This window comes from Nocardiopsis moroccensis, assembly GCF_055763695.1.
Map to the genome: position 1 here is coordinate 1,202,261 of NZ_CP199747.1, position 18,212 is coordinate 1,220,472.

16 protein-coding genes are annotated in these 18,212 nt (G+C 71.9%); 8 read left to right on the forward strand and 8 right to left on the reverse strand.

The window, feature by feature from the left end; translation table 11 throughout:
• Positions 1-29 precede the first annotated feature (29 nt).
• Complete coding sequence (locus ACUKCB_RS05010) at positions 30-410, forward strand: VOC family protein (RefSeq protein WP_191269243.1); 381 nt, start codon at positions 30-32, stop codon at positions 408-410.
• 332 nt (positions 411-742) lie between these two features.
• On the opposite strand, the gene ACUKCB_RS05015 is transcribed toward ACUKCB_RS05010, so the two are convergent.
• From ACUKCB_RS05015 to ACUKCB_RS05035, 5 genes are all read right to left on the reverse strand, one after another.
• Complete coding sequence (locus ACUKCB_RS05015; RefSeq protein ID WP_473039278.1) at positions 743-1,288, reverse strand: hypothetical protein; 546 nt, start codon at positions 1,286-1,288, stop codon at positions 743-745.
• Between the two features lie 272 nt (positions 1,289-1,560).
• On the reverse strand, positions 1,561-3,966 hold the full coding sequence (locus ACUKCB_RS05020) for an ATP-binding cassette domain-containing protein (protein ID WP_473039279.1): 2,406 nt from the start codon (positions 3,964-3,966) through the stop codon (positions 1,561-1,563).
• A 58-nt stretch (positions 3,967-4,024) separates the two neighbouring features.
• Positions 4,025-4,435 carry a VOC family protein gene (locus tag ACUKCB_RS05025; protein ID WP_473039280.1) on the reverse strand — a complete coding sequence of 137 codons (411 nt, stop codon included), beginning with the start codon at positions 4,433-4,435 and terminating at the stop codon, positions 4,025-4,027.
• Between the two features lie 10 nt (positions 4,436-4,445).
• Entirely contained in the window at positions 4,446-4,898 is a 453-nt protein-coding gene (locus ACUKCB_RS05030) for a helix-turn-helix transcriptional regulator (RefSeq protein ID WP_473039281.1), read from the reverse strand.
• Positions 4,899-5,203: 305 nt separating this feature from the next.
• Complete coding sequence (locus ACUKCB_RS05035; RefSeq protein WP_473039282.1) at positions 5,204-5,614, reverse strand: arsenate reductase ArsC; 411 nt, start codon at positions 5,612-5,614, stop codon at positions 5,204-5,206.
• A gap of 142 nt (positions 5,615-5,756) precedes the next feature.
• Here ACUKCB_RS05035 and ACUKCB_RS05040 point away from each other — a divergent pair, with 142 nt between their 5' ends.
• The 3 genes from ACUKCB_RS05040 (at position 5,757) to ACUKCB_RS05050 (ending at position 8,332) form a co-directional block, all read left to right on the forward strand.
• On the forward strand, positions 5,757-6,041 hold the full coding sequence (locus tag ACUKCB_RS05040) for an ArsR/SmtB family transcription factor (RefSeq protein WP_473040927.1): 285 nt from the start codon (positions 5,757-5,759) through the stop codon (positions 6,039-6,041).
• The gene (gene arsB, locus ACUKCB_RS05045) at positions 6,041-7,135 is read left to right on the forward strand and encodes an ACR3 family arsenite efflux transporter (protein ID WP_473039284.1); all 1,095 of its coding nucleotides are present in this window, start codon (positions 6,041-6,043) and stop codon (positions 7,133-7,135) included. Before ACUKCB_RS05040 ends, arsB begins: the two co-directional genes overlap by 1 nt.
• 117 nt (positions 7,136-7,252) lie before the next feature.
• A complete protein-coding gene (locus ACUKCB_RS05050) occupies positions 7,253-8,332 on the forward strand; it encodes an ArsO family NAD(P)H-dependent flavin-containing monooxygenase (RefSeq protein ID WP_473039285.1) in 1,080 nt (359 codons plus the stop codon).
• A 53-nt stretch (positions 8,333-8,385) separates the two neighbouring features.
• On the opposite strand, the gene ACUKCB_RS05055 is transcribed toward ACUKCB_RS05050, so the two are convergent.
• The 3 genes from ACUKCB_RS05055 to ACUKCB_RS05065 are packed head-to-tail and all read right to left on the reverse strand — an operon-like array spanning position 8,386 to position 12,056.
• Positions 8,386-9,438, reverse strand: coding sequence for a flavin-containing monooxygenase (locus ACUKCB_RS05055; protein ID WP_473039286.1), 1,053 nt, complete (start codon positions 9,436-9,438; stop codon positions 8,386-8,388).
• 60 nt (positions 9,439-9,498) lie between these two features.
• On the reverse strand, positions 9,499-10,725 hold the full coding sequence (locus ACUKCB_RS05060) for an MFS transporter (RefSeq protein ID WP_473039287.1): 1,227 nt from the start codon (positions 10,723-10,725) through the stop codon (positions 9,499-9,501).
• Positions 10,722-12,056, reverse strand: a complete 1,335-nt coding sequence (locus ACUKCB_RS05065) for an FAD-dependent oxidoreductase (RefSeq protein WP_473039288.1) — start codon at positions 12,054-12,056, stop codon at positions 10,722-10,724. Before ACUKCB_RS05065 ends, ACUKCB_RS05060 begins: the two co-directional genes overlap by 4 nt.
• Before the next feature lie 93 nt (positions 12,057-12,149).
• Between ACUKCB_RS05065 and ACUKCB_RS05070 the strand changes: the two genes are divergently transcribed.
• The 4 genes from ACUKCB_RS05070 (at position 12,150) to ACUKCB_RS05085 (ending at position 18,135) form a co-directional block, all read left to right on the forward strand.
• Positions 12,150-13,046, forward strand: coding sequence for a helix-turn-helix domain-containing GNAT family N-acetyltransferase (locus ACUKCB_RS05070; RefSeq protein ID WP_473039289.1), 897 nt, complete (start codon positions 12,150-12,152; stop codon positions 13,044-13,046).
• A 237-nt stretch (positions 13,047-13,283) separates the two neighbouring features.
• Positions 13,284-14,519 carry an L-rhamnose isomerase gene (gene rhaI, locus ACUKCB_RS05075; RefSeq protein WP_473039290.1) on the forward strand — a complete coding sequence of 412 codons (1,236 nt, stop codon included), beginning with the start codon at positions 13,284-13,286 and terminating at the stop codon, positions 14,517-14,519.
• Between the two features lie 56 nt (positions 14,520-14,575).
• Positions 14,576-16,627 (forward strand): bifunctional aldolase/short-chain dehydrogenase, encoded by a 2,052-nt coding sequence (locus tag ACUKCB_RS05080; RefSeq protein ID WP_473039291.1) that lies wholly within the window; start codon positions 14,576-14,578, stop codon positions 16,625-16,627.
• Positions 16,624-18,135: a rhamnulokinase gene (locus ACUKCB_RS05085; RefSeq protein WP_473039292.1), complete on the forward strand. Its 1,512-nt coding sequence runs from the start codon at positions 16,624-16,626 to the stop codon at positions 18,133-18,135. The genes ACUKCB_RS05080 and ACUKCB_RS05085 overlap by 4 nt, the downstream gene beginning before the upstream one ends.
• The last annotated feature ends 77 nt before the right edge of the window (positions 18,136-18,212 follow it).

Here is an 18,212-nt window from a genome sequence, read left to right on the forward strand (position 1 = left end):
GTTCCCCGAGCTGAGAGCAGGTTGCGTTCATGGCATGTCGTATCAGTGAGCTCGTCCTCGGCTGTCACGACCCCGAGGTGCTGGCGCGGTTCTGGTGCGAGGTCCTGGACTTCGTCGTACTCGATCGCGAGGACGGCGAGATGGTGGAGATCGGCCCGCGCGAAGGGTTCGGCGGTGCGCAGCCGACGATCATCCTCAGCCGCAGGGACGAGCCGGAGCCGGGCAAACCCCGGCTGCACATCGACGTCAACGCCACCGACCGCGATCAGGACGCCGAACTCGAACGCCTTCTCGCCCTCGGTGCGCGCCCGGCCGAGATCGGCCAGACGGGGCAGGAGCAGTGGCATGTCCTGGCCGACCCCGAGGGCAACGAGTTCTGCCTGCTCAAGGCTCGCCTCAACCCGCTCTGACGCGCATCGGCCACGCCTTGGCGCCAGGTGGACCGGGTCTGCCCCGGGCCTGGCGCGGGGCGTGCGTGCGCCTGGGACACGTCAGGCCGCCCCGTCGATGACGGGGCGGCCTGACCTGCTTGGGGAGCACAAGGTGTGGATCCGGCAGAACGGAGCCGGACCCCGCGGGGTCCGGCTCCGTTCAGCAGGTCGCCGCCGGCACGATGTGCGCGGCGGCGTCCTTGCCCAGGGGTTGTGACCTGCTGACCAACCCGTTGCCGTTCTCCGGCGGGGTGTCGTGAGCGTGCAAGAGCGGGGTTTGCACGCTCCATGTCCGGCCTTTGGCCCCTCTGTTACCAGAGGTGGTTCACGATGACCTCGGCGTCGTCGGCCTGGTACCCGTACCGGTCCGGGTAGGCGGAGCGCTGCACGTCCTGGGCGACTTCGCCGACCGGCTCGTCGTCCCAGCTCCCGCCGGGGTAGACGAACTCCAGCTCGTCGTAGAAGGCATTGGCGGCCCAGGTGGGGTCGAGACGCTCCTCCTTCGAACCGTAGTGGTCGCGCTGCTGGAACAGGCCGACGCTGTCGCGGTCGCCGCCCGGGTAGTTGTTCATGTGGGTCTCGACGATGACGGTGGCGATCGCGATGGTGGCGGCGCGCTCGTCCAGGTCGCGCTCCTGCGCCGCCTCGACCACCTCACGTGCGTGGGAGACGTACTCGTCGGTCATGTGGCCGGCCATGTCGGAGCTCAGCTCGTCGTTGAGGGCCGCAGCGACGGCCTTGTCCTCGTTCGTGTCCGCGGAAGCGGCGCCCGCTCCGGCCAGGAGCAGTCCTGCGGTGATCAGCAGGCTCGTGGTCACGGCAAACATGAACTTGGGTATCGATCCGATAAACTTCATATGTGCAATGTATGCGCTGACCAGCACTTTGGTAGTGCTTGAAACCACATTGGGCAGGTGTGAAAGCCAACACCAAGGCCGAGCAACCTCGAGGACACGGTGTCGTATACCGAGCCCGAACCGGCCCCTGGCAGTGACCGCGCCCGGCCTCCCGGCCCGCACCCGCCGGACACGAGCGGCCCGTCGAGGACCTGTGACCACGCGCCGAACCCGGCGCGGGTCGCACACGGCAGCCGTGTGCGACCCGCGCGCCGCGACCTGCCGTCGCGGTACTAGGTGTTGACGTAGTCCGCCAAGTGCTCGCCGGTGAGGGTGGAGCGGGCGGCGACGAGCTCGGCGGGGGTGCCCTCGAACACGACCCGGCCGCCCTCGTGGCCCGCCCCGGGGCCGAGGTCGATGATCCGGTCGGCGTGTGCCATGACCGCCTGGTGGTGCTCGATCACGATGACCGACTTGCCGGAGTCGACCAGCCGGTCGAGCAGGCCCAACAGATGCTCGACGTCGGCGGGGTGCAGACCGGTGGTCGGCTCGTCCAGGACGTACACACCGCCCTCCTCCGCCATGTGGACGGCCAGCTTGAGCCGCTGCCGCTCACCGCCGGACAGGGTGGTGAGCGGCTGGCCGAGACTGAGGTAACCGAGCCCGACCTCGTCCAACCGGGTGAGGATCCGGTGCGCCGCGGGGGTCCTCGCCTCACCGGAGCCGAAGAACCCGGCGGCCTCGGCCACCGACATCGCCAGCACCTCGCTGATGTCGCGGCCGCCCAGCCGGTACTCCAGCACCGAGGTGTCGAACCGCCGACCCTCGCACTCCTCGCAGGTGGTGGCGATACTGGCCATGAACCCCAGGTCGGTGTAGACGACCCCGACACCCTTGCAGACGGGGCAGGCGCCCTCGGAGTTGGCGCTGAACAGCGCCGGCTTGACCCCGTTGGCCTTCGCGAAGGCCTTGCGGACCGGATCGAGCAGCCCGGTGTAGGTGGCCGGGTTGCTGCGCCGCGAACCGCGGATCGGACTCTGGTCGATCGAGACCACACCCGAGGCGTCGGCCCCGGCACCCCTGGCCAGCGCCTCCTGCACGAGGGAGCTCTTGCCCGATCCGGCCACACCGGTGATGACGGTGAGCACCCCGAGCGGGACGTCCACGTCGACGTCACGCAGGTTGTGCCTGCCCGCGCCGCGGATCCGCAGGGCGCCCTCGGGGGCACGCACCTTCTCCTTCAGCATGGCCCGGTCGTCGAGGTGCCGACCGGTGGCGGTGCCGCTGTCGCGCAGTCCCTCCACCGTGCCCTCGAAGCAGACGGTGCCGCCCGCCGAACCGGCGCCCGGGCCGAGGTCGACGACGTGGTCGGCGATCTCGATCGTCTCGGGTTCGTGCTCCACGACCAGCACCGTGTTGCCCTTGTCCCGCAACCGCAGCAGCAGGTTGTTCATCCGCCGGACGTCGTGGGGGTGCAGGCCCGCGGTGGGTTCGTCGAAGACGTAGGTGGTGTCGGTCAGCGAGGAGCCCAGGTGGCGGATCATCTTGGTGCGCTGCGCCTCGCCGCCGGAGAGCGTGCCCGCCGAACGGTCGAGCGAGAGGTACCCCAGTCCGATCTCCACGAACGAGTCGAGGGTCTGCCGCAGCGCGCTCAGCAGGGGAGCGGCGGAGGGCTCGTCCAACTCGCGCACCCACCCGGCCAGGTCGCTGATCTGCATCGCGCAGACCTCGGCGATGTTGAGCCCCCTGATCCTGGCGGACCGGGCGGCCTCGCTGAGCCGGGTGCCCCCGCACTCGGGGCAGGGGGTGAAGGTGACCGCGCGCTCCACGAAGGCCCGGATGTGCGGTTGCATCGCCTCCTTGTCCTTGGCCAGGAACGACTTCCTGAGCTTGGGGATCAGCCCCTCGAAGGTCAGGTTCGACTTCTCCACCTTCACCTTGACCGGCTCGTGGTACAGGAAGTCCCGCATCTCCTGCTCGGTGTAGTCGCGGATCGGCTTGTCCGGGTCGAAGAAGCCCGATGCCTTGTAGGTCCGCACGGTCCACCAGTCGTCCGACTTCCAGCCGGGGATGGTGAACGCGCCCTCGGAGAGCGACTTGGAGTCGTCGTACAGCTGGGTGAGGTCGAAGTCGGAGACCGAGCCCCGCCCCTCGCAGTGCGTGCACATGCCGCCGGTGCGGGTGAAGGTCTGCTTCACGGTCTTGCGGTCGCCGCGTTCGACGGTGATCGCACCGCTGGCCCGGACCGAGGCGACGTTGAAGGAGAACGCGTGCGGCGAACCGATGTGCGGCTGCCCGAACCGGCTGAAGAGGATGCGCAGCATCGCGTTGGTGTCGGTGGCGGTGCCGACCGTGGAGCGCGGGTCGGCGCCCAGCCGCTCCTGGTCGATGATGATCGCGGTGGTCAGACCGTCCAGGACGTCGGCCTCGGGCCTGGGCATCGTGGGCATGAAACCCTGCGCGAAGGTGCTGTAGGTCTCGTTGATCATCCGCTGCGACTCCGCGGCGATCGTGTTGAACACCAGGGAGCTCTTGCCCGACCCCGAGACCCCGGTGAACACCGTCAGACGGCGTTTGGGAATCTCGATGCTGACGTCCCTGAGGTTGTTCTCCCGGGCGCCGTGCACCCGGATCAGCTCGTGGCTGTCGGCCGGGTGCGGTGCGGGTGACGGCGTCCGTGCCGTCGGGGCCTTGCTCATCGTCTCTCCCTCTGCGCGGCGGTGCTGGGTGTGCCTTTTCCGTGCCGGCCCTTCCGGTTCAGCGCCGTTCCTGGATGCGCAGGAGGTTTCCCGCGGGATCGCGGAAGGCGCAGTCGCGGACGCCGTAGGGCTGGTCGGTGGGTTCCTGCACGACCTCGGCGCCGCTGGCCTCCAGCCGCTCGAAGGTGCCGTCGACGTCGGGGGTGGCCAGGTTGATGAAGCCGTAGGTGCCCTTGGCCATCATCTCGACGATGGTCCTGCGCTCCTCGTCGGTGACCCCGGGGTCGGCCACCGGCGGTTCCAGGACGATGGAGGTGTCGGGCTGGCCCACGGGGCCGACCGTGATCCAGCGCATCCCCTCGTATCCGACGTCGCCACGGACCTCGAAACCGAGGGTGTCCCGGTAGAAGGCCAGGGAGACCTCCGGATCGGTGTGCGGAAGGAAGCTCGCGTGAATGGTGATGTCCATGTCCGTAACGCTAGCCCCGGCCCCCCGACCGCGCTTCTTGATTCCTGATCGGTCTGGTGACCTGTTTGGCCACGCACGGCAGCATCCCCGCCGTCTCGTCCGCGGCCCGGAGCCGGTAGGCGCTGGGCGGCATCCCGACCAGCTCGGTGAAGCGGGTACTGAAGGTGCCCAGGGAGGAGCAGCCGACCTCGAAGCACACCTCGGTGACGCTGAGGTCGCCGCGGCGCAGCAGCGCCATCGCGCGCTCGATACGTCGCGTCATCAGGTAGGAGTAGGGCGATTCGCCGTAGGCGCGCCGGAACTCGCGGCTGAGGTGCCCAGCGGACATGTGCGCGTCCCGGGCCAGGGCCTCGACGTTCAGCGGTTGCGCGTACTCGCGGTCGATCCGGTCGCGTACGCGGCGCAGCCGGGCGAGGTCGCCCAGGTGCTGCTCGGTGGTGGTTCTGCTGGTCACCCGGGTCATCGTGCCATGCCGTCCCGGACGCATCCAGTGTCCGGCCCGGGCGGATGCAGACCCCTCCTTCGCGGTGATCTTGCTACCAGGGGCAACTTCGGCGCCGAAATCGCCCCTGGTAGCAAGATCACCGTGGTTGGGGTGGTTTCGGAGGCGGTGGGCGACCCTGCGCCTCCCCGCGCCCGGCGTAGCACCGGGCGCGGGAGGTGACCCGTGACCGTTCCATCGGTGGGGACGGCAGGGGCGCCAACAGGTGTGAACCGACCGGGGCAGCAGCCTCGGGCGGTCACGGCCGAGCGGTACGGCCGAGCGGTTCAGCCGGGGAGGAGTTCGTCGACGAGTTCCGCCACTCGCCCGCGGATGTCGTCGCGGATGGGGCGCACGGCCGCCACGCCCTGACCGGCGGGGTCGGGGAGCGTCCAGTCCAGGTAGCGCTTGCCGGGGAAGATCGGGCAGGTGTCGCCGCAGCCCATGGTGACGCACACGTCGGAGGTCTCGACCGCGTCGTGGGTGAGGACCTTCGGCTTCTCGGCGGAGATGTCGATGCCCACCTCGGCCATGGCCTCGACGACCGCGGGGTTGAGCGAGTCCGCGGGGGCCGAGCCCGCCGAACGGACCTCGATCCTGCCCTCGGACAGGTGGCGCAGCCAGGCCGCCGCCATCTGGGAGCGTCCGGCGTTGTGCACGCAGACGAACAGGACGGACGGCTTGTCGGTTCCGACCATGGTGGGTGCCTCTGTTCCGGTTCGGGGACGGTGGGTACTGTCCCGGGGCGCCCCTCGACGGCGGGGGGCGTGCCCGGGGGCGCACCGGTGACGGTCGATGGGATAATATCAGCGCATGCTGATGTCAGTTGATGATGACCTGATGAAGGTCCTGGCCGACCCGCTCCGGATGCGGATCGTCACCCTGCTCGCCCGCGAGACCCTGTGCACCACGCACCTGACGGCCGAGACGGGCGCACGCCAGACCAACCTGTCCAACCACCTGCGCCTGCTGCGCGAGGCCGGGGTGGTCGAGACCGAGCCGTGCGGCCGGTTCACCTACTACCGGCTGCGCCCGCAGGTCCTGGAGTCCCTCTCCTCGGGGCTGGCCGACCTGGCGGCCACCGCCCGCTCCACGGGTGCCGCGCAGAACAGGCGGCCCTGCTGATGGGGCGCCCCGAGACCACCCCCGAGACCACCCCCGGGAGCGCTGACGTCTCCGCGGTGGCGAAGCTGTCCACCCTGGACCGGTTCCTGGCGGTGTGGATCCTGCTCGCCATGGCGATCGGTCTGGGCCTGGGCCGCCTGGTGCCCGGACTGAACGAACTCCTGGCCGCGATGGAGATCGGCGGGATCTCCCTGCCCATCGCGATCGGTCTGCTGGTGATGATGTACCCGGTCCTGGCCAAGGTCCGCTACGACCGCCTGGACACCGTCACCCGCGACCGGCGCCTGCTCCTCACCTCCCTGGTCGTCAACTGGGTCGTCGGCCCGGCGGTGATGTTCGCGCTGGCCTGGGTCTTCCTGGCCGACCTGCCCGAGTACCGCACGGGCCTGATCATTGTCGGCCTGGCCCGCTGCATCGCCATGGTGATCATCTGGAACGACCTGGCCTGCGGGCACCGCGAGGCCGCCGCCGTCCTGGTCGCCCTGAACTCGCTCTTCCAGGTGCTGGTCTTCGGCGCCCTGGGCTGGTTCTACCTGGACCTGCTGCCCGGCTGGCTGGGCCTGGACACCGGCGGACTCGACGTGTCCCCCTGGCTGATCGCCCTCAACGTGGTGATCTTCCTCGGCATCCCGCTCGTGGCCGGGTTCCTCACCCGCACGCTCGGCGAGAAGAGGATGGGCCGGGAGCGCTACGAGTCGGCGTTCCTGCCCCGGATCGGCCCCTGGGCGCTGTACGGGCTGCTGTTCACCATCGTGCTGCTGTTCGCCCTGCAGGGGGAGAGGATCACCGACCAGCCCCTGGACGTGGCCCGCATCGCCCTCCCGCTGCTGGCCTACTTCGCCCTCATGTGGTTCGGTACCTTCGCCTTCGGCAAGGCGATCGGGATGGACTACGACCGCACCACCACGCTGGCCTTCACCGCCGCGGGCAACAACTTCGAACTGGCCATCGCGGTCGCGATCGCCACGTTCGGCGTCACCTCCGGGCAGGCGCTGGCCGGGGTGGTCGGTCCGTTGATCGAGGTCCCGGTGCTCGTCGCCCTGGTCTACGTCTCACTGGCCTGGCGCAAGAGGTTCACCCCCGAGCGTCGGTAGGAACAACGGGTGCCCGACCCGCATACGGGTGTGTGCGGGCCGGGCACCGCAGCAGCACATGACCGAGGTCGAGACCGGGGGCGGGGACGGCCCCGCCGGACGGAACGGAGAACGAGGATGGGCACCCGCGAACACGAGGTCGACGTCGTGGTGGTCGGTGGTGGCCAGGCCGGGCTCGCCGCGGGCTACTTCCTGCGCCGTGCCGGGCGGCGCACCGGGCTCGACTTCGCGATCCTGGACGAGGGCGGGGAACCGGGCGGCTCGTGGCCGCGGTACTGGGACTCGCTCCGGCTGTTCTCCCCGGCCGGGCACAGCATGCTGCCCGGCTGGTGGATGCCCCAGGAGGAGGGTCGTGAGTACCCGTCCGCGCGGCACGCGGCCTGGTACCTGGCCGAGTACGAACGCCGCTACGAGCTGCCCGTCCGGCGCCCGGTACACGTCGAGGGCGTCGAGAGGGCCGGGGACCGCCTGCGGGTGCGCACCGACCGGGGGACTTGGCGGACCCGGTACGTGATCAGCGCGACCGGTACCTGGCGTGCCCCGCACCTGCCCGACCTACCGGGGCGCGGAGTCTTCGCGGGCAGGCAGCTGCACACCGTCGACTACCGCAACCCGCACGAGTTCGCCGGGCAGCGCGTCGTGGTGGTCGGCGGCGGCAACTCCGCGGCCCAGATCCTCGCCGAACTCTCCCCGGTGGCCGAAACCCTCTGGGCCACCCGGCGCCCGCCCCGGCTCCTGCCCGACGACGTCGACGGCCGGGCGCTGTTCTCCATCGCCACGCGCCGCCAGCAGGCCGCCGACCGGGGGGAGAGCGCGCAGGGGGTCGGCGACCTGGGCGACATCGTGGCGGTGCCGAGCGTGCGCCGGGCCCGGGCCCGGGGCGCGCTCAAGGCCGAGCCGATGTTCGACCGGCTGACCCCCACCGGGGTGGCCTGGGCGGACGGCACCACCTGGGACTGCGACGCGGTGCTGTGGTGCACCGGTTTCCGGCCCGCTCTGCACCACCTGGCCCCGTTGGGCCCTCTTGGCCCGGACGGACGGGTGGCGGTGGAGGGGACCCGCGCGGTCGCCGAACCCCGGCTGCACCTGCTCGGCTACGGGGACTGGACCGGCGCAGCCTCGGCCACGATCATCGGCGCGGGACGCACCGCCAAGGGCGCCGTCGCCGAGATCGTCCGGGAGCTGGAAGAGCGGTAGCCCGGGTGTGCCGGGGGACTTTGCCCCCCCGGCACACCCGTGGAAACCGTTGGTCACGCCCGCAGCCGCAGTCGGCGCAGCACGTGTCGGGCGTCCCGGCCGACCCCGCGCAGGGTCGCCGAGGAGAAGGAGCGCTGGAACTCCAGACCGACGTAACCCAGCCCTGGGACGGTGGTGGAGATCCCGCCCCTGTGCAGCGGGCGTCCCTCACCGTCCAGGGCGCCCGTACCGGAGAGGTAGCCCAGCGCAGGCCGGTAGCCGGTGGCCAGGACCAGGGCATCGACCCCCTCCACGGCCCCGTCGGACCAGGTGACCTTGTCCTGGTCCAGCCGGGTGAACATCTCTCGGCGGTCGGGGTTGCCCGAGGCGAAGGCCGCCCGGTGACGCCCGTCGTCGTTGACCAGCGTCGGCCCCCTCTCCCACAACCGGCGCAGCGGAGCGGCGTCCAGACCGCTGCGCACGAACCACCAGTGAATGTCCCGCCCCAGGGGGCGCTGATCGGCCCAGGCAACCGGGGCCCGGCTGGCCAGGCTCACCCGGGCGACCCCGGCGAGTTCGGTCGCGATCTGCACCCCCGAGTTGCCGCCGCCGACCACCACGACCCGCTGACCGGCGAACGGGGCGGGGGAGCGGTAGTCGGCGGTGTGCACCACGGTCCCGGTGAAGTCCGCCAGCCCGGGCAGATCGGGGCGGTGCGGTCGGGTGAAACCACCGGTCGCGCACACCACGGTGACCGCTTCGAGACGCGAGCCGTCGGCGGTGGTGAGCAGGAACCCGTTCCCGCCCCGCTCGACCCCGGCCACCTGCTGTCCGTAGCGGAAGTCGGCGTCCAGGCGGGCGGCGTAGTCGCGCAGGTAGACCACGACCTCGTCGCGCACCGGGTACCGGTCCGGTTCACCCGGCACCGGTCGGCCGGGCAGGGAGGAGAAGCGCGCCGGGGAGAACAGGGTCAGGCTGTCGTAGTAGTGCGGCCACGACCCTCCGGCCCGGTCGGAGGCCTCCAGTACGAGGGGGCGCAGTCCGCGCCGGTTGGCGGCGTGCACGGTGGCCAGACCGGCCTGTCCGGCTCCGATAACGGCCAGGGGAACGTGTGCGGCGGAGGCCATGCGGATTCCTTCTTCGACTGTTCAGGGGTGGGAGGTGGGTGTGGAGCATGTGGTGACGGGTCAGGGCTTCGGGAGGGGCCGGGGCCGACTGGCCAGTGCGATGGCCGCTCCGGCGGTCGCCACCACCCCCAACAGGGCGAATGCCTGCGGGTGGCCGCCCAGCGGTCCGGCGAGCGCCGCACCCACCCAGGGGGCCAGGGCGATCGCGAGCATGAGCGGGGTGTGCATGAGGCCGCTGATGGTGGCGTAGTTCCCGGCGCCCCAACGGTCGGTGACCGCGGTGGCCTGGACCAGGGTGAGGATGCCGCGGGCCGTCCCGGCCAGCAGCGCCACCAGCATCAGCAGGGACCAGGGGCCGGGGACCAGTGCCAGCAGCAGTGTCGTCGCGGCACACGCACCGAGCACGGCCACCGTTCGGGGTACGGGGCGGATCCACCGGTTCAGCGGTGCGTAGACCACCCGCCCGAGCACCTGGCCGAGGCCGCCCAGCCCCAGCGCCCAGGCCGCCGCGGTGGTGTCGAACCCGCGTACCTCCAGGAGCGGCACGAGGTTGACCACCACGGCGTACACCGTCAGCGACCCCAGGGCCAGGGACGCGGTCAGAGCCCAGAACGCCCGGCTGCGCACCACCGCACGTACCGGCGCCCCCTTCTCGTCGGGGTGCTCGTCGGCGGTCCTTGACCACTCCCGGGGCAGGGAGCAGTGCAACGGAACCACCACGACGAGCAGCACGAGGGCCAGCACCAGATAGGCGCCCCGCCACCCCCACAGCCCCTCCAGGGCCGCGGTCAGGGGAGCGAAGACCGTACTGGCCAACCCCGCGACCAGGGTCAGCACGGTCAGGGCGCGTACCCGACCGGCCGCGAACCAGTGCGTCAGGGCGGCGAAGGCCGGCGGGTAGAACAGCCCGGCCATCGCCGCGCCGGCCACCAGCCAGGCCAGGGTGAAGACCCACAGGCTCGGGGCGGAGGAGATCATCAGCGTGGCCGGGACGGCGAGCACAGCCGCCGCCGTCATCACCGGTCGCGGACCGCGGCCCTGCAACCATCTTCCCACCAGGGCACCTGTCAGCCCCGCCACCACCTGCGCCGCGGAGAACACCGCGGTGAGGGCGGCCAGGGACCAACCGGTGTCGGAGGTGACCGCCGGGGTCAACACGGGGAAGGCATAGAACAGCACCCCGTAGCTGGTGGTGACGGTGACGCACAGGATTGCCAGCCCCCGGCGTGCCCCGGCCGCCTGCGCGGCCGGGGCACGCCCGAGCACGCGGTCGCCCAGCGGTCTCACCGGAGCGGGGCCGATCCGGTCAGCTCGACCCCCTGCGCTCCGGGCCCGCAGCAGCCGGCGGTGTCCTCGGCGGCCTCGGGCTCCTCGGTCAGCCCGGCCCCGCCGCACACCCCGGTCTCGGGCAGCGTCAGCTCGACCCGGGCCGCCGCCCCGTGGTCCCCGGCCAGGTGGGCGGCGATGCTCCGCACCTGCTCGAACCCGGTCAGGGCCAGGAACGTGGGCGCGCGCCCGTAGGACTTCATCCCGGCCAGGAAGAGACCCTCCTCGGGATGGGCCAGTTCGACCGCGCCGTGCGGGTAGACGGTGCCGCAGGAGTGCACGTTGGGGTCGATCAGCGGAGCCAGCGCCACCGGGGCCTGCAGTACCGGGTCCAGCCCCAGGCGGACCTCGGAGAGGAAGGACAGGTCGGGGCGGAACCCGGTCAGCGCCACCACCTCGTCCACCGGCTCCAGGGCGCGGCCGTCCTCGTCGACCAGGACCAGGCCGCCCCGCGCCGAACGCAGTTCCGCGGTGCGGAACCCGGCGACCACCTCGACGTGCCCGGCCTCCACCGCGGCCCGGGCCCGCTTTCCCAGGGCCCCGCGCCGGGCGAGCTGGTCGTCGTCCCCGCCGCCGAAGGCGTCTCCCACCCGGTCGCGGCGGAGCACCCACACGATCCGGGTGCCGGGCTCCTGCCCGGCCAGCTCCGCCAGGGAGACCAGGGCGGTCAGGGCCGAGTGCCCGCGGCCGACCACGGCGGTGCGCCGCCCCGCGTACCGCTTCCGGACGTCCGGGTCGGTGAGGTCGGGGACGCGGTGGGAGAGGCGCCCGGCCGCTTCGGGCTCGCCCAGGGCGGGCAGTCCGTCGCCGCCGACCGGGTTGGGGGTGCCCCAGGTGCCCGAGGCGTCGACGACCGCGCGGGCCCGGAGGCGCTCCTGTCCGGCGGCGGTGCGCACCCGGACGGTGAAGGGCTGCTGTCCGCGCTCGGCGTCGACCACCCGGTCCCGGCCCAGGCGGCTGACGCCCACCACCTCGGCGCCCAGGCGGACCCGCTCCCCGAGGGCCTGGGCCAGCGGATTCAGGTAGGACTCCACCCACTCCCGGCCGGTGGGGTAGTCGGTGTCGGCGGGGCGCTGCCAACCGGCGGCGGTGAGCAGCCTCTCCGCGGCCGGGTCCACCAGGTCGCGCCACATCGAGAACAGGCGCACGTGCCCCCACTCGGCCACCGCGGCCCCGGCCCCGTCGCCCTTCTCCAGGACCAGGACGGGCAGCCCGCGTTCGGTGAGCTCCGCTGCCGCGGCCAGGCCCACCGGGCCCGCACCGATCACCACGACGGGGTTCTTCTCGGTCATGTCCCACTCCTTGATCGACCAATGTCTATGAAGAGGGACTCTATCGATGGGCGTCTATGGAAGCAAGCATCGACTGTCGTCGATAATGGAGGTATGACCACACCGCCCGAACACGAAGCCGGACCGCTGCCCCAGGCGGACGCCGAGACCTACGCGGCCTGGTTCGCCTGCCTGGCCGAACCCACCCGCGTGCGGCTGCTGCACGTCATCGCCACCACCCCGGGCTCCGTCAGTGTGGGGGCGCTCGCCGAGACGGTGGGGGTCAGACAGCCCACGGTCTCCCACCACCTGCGAAAACTCGCCGAGGTCGGCTTCGTGACCCTGACCAGGGCCGGGACCTCGACCCGGGTGGCGGTCAACCCCGCCTGCTGCACCGGCCTGCCGCACGCCGCCGACGCCGTCATGGGCGTCCTCAACACCCGTCCCTGCTGCCCCACCGACCTGCCCGAGGACGTCACCACCCGGCCCATGGCCGAGGCCGACCTGGACGCGGTGCGCGAGATCTACGCCCAGGGCATCGCCACAGGTGACGCCACCTTCGAGACCCGGGTCCCCGACCAGGGAGCCCTCGGGCGCACGTGGCTCCCGGGGCACCGCTGGGTCGCCGAAGCCGGGGGAGAGGTGGTCGGCTGGTCCGCCGCGGCCCCCGTCTCCGGCAGTGAGCCGTACGCGGGGGTGGCCGAGACCTCCGTCTACGTCGCCGAGCGCGCACGCGGGCGTGGTGTGGGCAAGGCACTGCTGTACCGGCAGGTCACCGAGGCCGACGCCGGCGGACTGTGGACCCTGCAGGCCTCGGTCTTCCCCGAGAACCGCGCCGCGCTGGCCCTGCACCACCAGGCGGGTTACCGCACCGTGGGCGTGCGCGAGCGCATCGCCAGGCAGCACGGCCGCTGGCGCGACACCGTCCTGCTGGAACGCCACCGGGACGCCGTGACCGGCCCGGCCGCGGCGTCCCCGTGCGGTGACGGGGCCGACTGCCCGCCCGTGTGATCCGGCCTGCGTCACCGGTGTGAGCCCACCCGCACCGCCGAGCCCGGCGGCCTTCCGTCCCGGGTCGGGGGCGGCCGGTGGCGCGGGTGGGCGGCCGAGTCCGTGCAGAATCCTCTTCCGGGGTCCTGTCGCCCCGTTTGTAAAACGATTCAAGCACATTATCCCTGGTAGACGCAATGATCGCCCGATGTGCATTGACTTCCTTGGTGGCCTGGGGGTAATTTCGTGGCGCTTGGAATGAAACGATTCAATCGGCTGGATCAGAGTCGTCGAACCGAACGGAGACCCACCGTGGTTGCATCGCATGCAGGCCTCAGCGCCGACGCTCTGGACACCCTGCGGCGCCAGCACATCGAACTGCCCTCCTGGGCCTTCGGGAACTCCGGGACCCGGTTCAAGGTGTTCGGACAGCCGGGGGTCCCGCGCGACCCCTGGGAGAAGATCGCCGACGCCGCCGAGGTCCACCGCCTCACCGGCGTCGCCCCCACGGTCGCGCTGCACATCCCCTGGGACCGGGTGGACGACTACGGAGCCCTGGCCGCCCACGCGCGCGACCTCGGCATCGGCGTCGGGACCATCAACTCCAACGTCTTCCAGGACGACGACTACAAGCTCGGCAGCGTCACCAACCCCGACCCCCGCGTGCGCCGCAAGGCCATCGACCACCTGCTGGCCTGCGTCGACGTCATGGACGCCACCGGCTCGCGCGACCTCAAGCTCTGGTTCTCCGACGGCACCAACTACCCCGGGCAGGACGACCTGCGGGCCCGTCAGGACCGGCTGGCCGAAGCGCTCCGCGAGGTCTACGCCCGCCTGGGCGAGCACCAGCGGATCCTGCTGGAGTACAAGCTCTTCGAGCCCGCCTTCTACGCCACCGACGTCCCCGACTGGGGCACCGCCTACGCCCACTGCCTCGAACTCGGCGAACGGGCCGTCGTCTGCGTGGACACCGGGCACCACGCCGCGCACACCAACATCGAGTTCATCGTCGCGTTCCTGCTGCGCGCCGGGAAGCTCGGGGCCTTCGACTTCAACTCCCGCTTCTACGCCGACGACGACCTCATGGTCGGCGCCGCCGACCCCTTCCAGCTCTTCCGCATCATGTACGAGGTGGCACGCGGCGGGGGCCTTGCCACCGACACCGAGGTCGCGTTCATGCTCGACCAGTGCCACAACATCGAGCCGAAGATCGCCGGTCAGATCCGCTCGGTCATGAACGTCCAGGAAGCCACCGCCAAGGCCCTGCTCGTGGACGCCGAAGCCCTCGACGCGGCCCAGCGGGCGGGCGACGTGCTCGGTGCCAACGCCGTCCTGATGGACGCCTACAACACCGACGTGCGCCCCATGCTGGCCGGACTCCGCGAGGAGCAGGGGCTCGACCCCGACCCCATGGCGGCGCACGCCCGTTCCGGCTACCTGGAGCGCGTCGTCGCCGAACGCAAGGGCGGCACCCAGGCCGGGTGGGGCGCGTGACCCCCGACCCCGAACTGGCCGCACGACCCCGCACCCGCACCCCACAGGGAGATCACGTGTCCGACCCCGTCGTCACCCAGCTCGTCGAACGCAGCAACACCCTCGGTTCCGACCCGCGCAACACCAACTTCGCGGGGGGCAACACCTCCGCCGCGGGAACCGCCACCGACCCGGTCACCGGGCAGCCCGTCGACCTGCTGTGGGTCAAGGGCTCCGGCGGCGACCTGGGCACCCTCACCGAGGACGGCCTCGCCGTCCTGCGCCTGGACCGGCTGCGCGCCCTCGTGGACGTCTACCCCGGCGAGGAGCGCGAGGACGAGATGGTCGCCGCCTTCGACCACTGCCTCTTCGGCAAGGGCGGCGCCGCACCCTCCATCGACACCGCCATGCACGGTCTGGTGCGGGCCGCCCACGTGGACCACCTGCACCCCGACTCCGGCATCGCCCTGGCCACCGCGGCCGACGGCGAACGCCTCACCCGCGAGTGCTTCGGCGACCGCGTGGTCTGGGTGCCCTGGCGCCGCCCCGGCTTCCAGCTCGGCCTGGACATCGCCGCGATCGCCGAGGAGAACCCCAACGCCATCGGCGCGGTGCTGGGCGGCCACGGCATCACCGCCTGGGCCGAAACCAGCGAGCAGTGTCAGGCCAACTCGCTGGAGATCATCCGCACCGCCGAACACTTCATTGAACAGCGCAGTCTGGAGGAGAAGGGCCGTCCCGAGCCCTTCGGCCCCGCCCTGGAGGGCTACGGGGCCCTGCCCGAGGCCGAGCGCCGCGAACGCGCGGCCGCCCTGGCCCCCGTCATCCGCGGACTGGCCTCCACCGACCACCCGCAGATCGGTCACTTCACCGACAGCGACGCGGTCCTGGACTTCCTCGCCGCCGCCGAGCACCCCCGCCTGGCGGCGCTGGGCACCTCCTGCCCCGACCACTTCCTGCGCACCAAGGTCCGTCCCATGGTGCTCGACCTGCCCGCCGACGCCCCGCTGGAACGGGCGGTGGAGCGGCTGCGCGAACTGCACCAGGAGTACCGGGCCGACTACCGCGCCTACTACGAGCGCCACGCGGACCCCGACAGCCCCGCCATGCGCGGCGCCGACCCGGCGATCGTCCTGGTCCCCGGCGTGGGCATGTTCTCCTTCGGCAAGGACGCCAAGACCGCGCGCGTGGCCGGCGAGTTCTACGTCAACGCCATCAACGTGATGCGCGGCGCCGAAGCGGTCTCCACCTACCGGCCCATCGAGGAGTCGGAGAAGTTCCGCATCGAGTACTGGTCCCTGGAGGAGGCCAAGCTCAAGCGGATGCCCAAACCCAAGCCCCTGGCCGGCCGGATCGCCTTCGTCACCGGCGCCGCGAGTGGCATCGGCAAGGCCATCGCCACCCGCCTGGCCGCCGAGGGTGCCTGCGTGGTCGTGTCCGACCTCGACGCGGACAAGGCCGCCGAGGCCGCGGCCGAACTCGGCAACGCCGACGTCGCCGTGGGCGTGGCCTGCGACGTCAGCGACGGCCAGGCGGTCGCCCGGGCCCTGGACGAGGCCGCCCTGGCCTTCGGCGGCGTGGACCTGGTGGTCAACAACGCCGGACTGTCCATCTCCAAGCCCCTGCTGGAGACCACCGAACGCGACTGGGACCTGCAGCACGACGTCATGGCCAAGGGGTCGTTCCTGGTCTCCCGTGAGAGCGCCCGGATGATGACCCGCCAGGACATGGGCGGCGACATCGTCTACATCGCCTCCAAGAACGCGGTGTTCGCCGGACCCAAGAACATCGCCTACTCCGCGGTCAAGGCCGACCAGGCACACCAGGTGCGCCTGCTCGCCGCCGAACTCGGCGAGCACGGCATCCGCGTCAACGGCGTCAACCCCGACGGCGTCGTCCGGGGCTCGGGCATCTTCGCCGGCGGCTGGGGCGCCCAGCGCGCCGAGGTCTACGGGGTCAAGGAGGAGGAGCTGGGCGCGTTCTACGCCAAGCGCACCCTCCTGGGGCGCGAGGTGCTGCCCGAACACGTGGCCAACGCGGTGTTCGCGCTGACCGCGGGGGAGCTGTCGCACACCACCGGACTGCACGTGCCCGTGGACAGCGGCGTGGCCGCCGCGTTCCTGCGGTGAGCGCCGTGCCCGAGAAGAGGGATGTGGCGGTGCACGCCGCGATCGACCTGGGGGCCTCCAGCGGCCGGGTGATCACCGGTCACCTCCTCGACGGCGTCCTGCACACGGAGGAGGTCGCCCGGTTCGCCAACACCCCGGTGGCCGTTCCGCGCCGTGGGGGCGACACCCTGTACTGGGACGTCCTGTCCCTGTACCGGGGAGCCCTGGAGGGGCTGCGCGCGGCGGCTGCGCCCCACGGAGGTCTGGCCTCGGTGGGCATCGACTCCTGGGCCGTGGACTACGGACTGCTCGACGCCGACGGGGCGCTGCTCGGCAACCCGGTGCACTACCGGGACGCCCGCACCACGGGCGTCCCGGAGAAGGTGTTCGAGCACCTGCCCGCCGACCGCATGTACGCGGTCAACGGGCTCCAGGTCCAACAGTTCAACACGGTGTTCCAACTGGCCGCCGCGGCCGACGACCCCCAACTGGCACCGCTCGCCCGCGGCGCGCTGCTCGTCCCGGACCTGCTGGGGTACTGGCTGACCGGGGAGCGGGTGTGGGAGCTCACCAACGCCTCCACCACCGGGCTGGTGGACGCGCGCACCCGTGACTGGGCCCAGGAGTGCCTGGAGGTGCTGGAAGGGCCCTTCGGGGTGCCGGTACGCGGTCTGCTGTCCCGCCTGGTCGAGCCGGGCGCGGTCGTGGGACGGCTGGAGGCACGCGAGTCGATGGGAGTCGCCGCGGGGGCGCCGCTGGTCGCGGTCGGCTCGCACGACACCGCCTCGGCGGTGGTCGCCGTGCCGGCCACCACTCCGAACTTCGCCTACGTCTCGAGCGGAACGTGGTCGCTGGTGGGGGTGGAGCTGGACGCCCCGGTGCGCACCGAGGAGAGTCGGGCCGCCAACTTCACCAACGAACTCGGTGTGGACGGCACCGTCCGTTACCTGCGCAACGTCATGGGGCTGTGGGTGCTGCAGGAGTCCCTGCGCACCTGGCGCGAACAGGGCCGTGACGTGGACCTGGCCGACCTGCTGGAGCGGGCCGCCCGCGTGCCCGCGCTCGCCTGCGTGGTCGACGTGGACGACCCCCGTTTCCTGCCGCCGGGTGACATGCCCGCCCGGATCGCCGCCTACGCCGCCGAGACCGGTCAGCGCCCGCCCGAGGGGGAGGCCGAGCTGGCCCGGTGCGTCATCGACTCCCTGGCCCTGGCCTACCGCAGGGCGGTGCGTCAGGCCGCCGAGCTGTCCGGTAAGGACGTCGAGGCGGTGCACGTGGTCGGTGGCGGGGCGCGCAACACGCTGCTGTGCCGGCTGACCGCCGAAGCCACCGGCCTGCCGGTGGTGGCGGGCCCGGCCGAGGGCACCGCGGTGGGCAACCTGCTGGTGCAGGCCCGCGCGGTCGGAACGGTGCAGGGGGAGCTGTCGGACCTGCGACGGATCGTGGCCGACTCCTTCGAACTGCGGCGCTACGAACCGCAGGACGGCCGGGCCCGGTGGGAGGACGCCGAGCGGCGTCTTTGGGGCTGACCCGGACAGGGCCCCGAGGGCCCCGGAGCACCAGGAGCCGAGGTGTGTCCGGGGCCCTTCGCGTGCCGCGCCGCGTG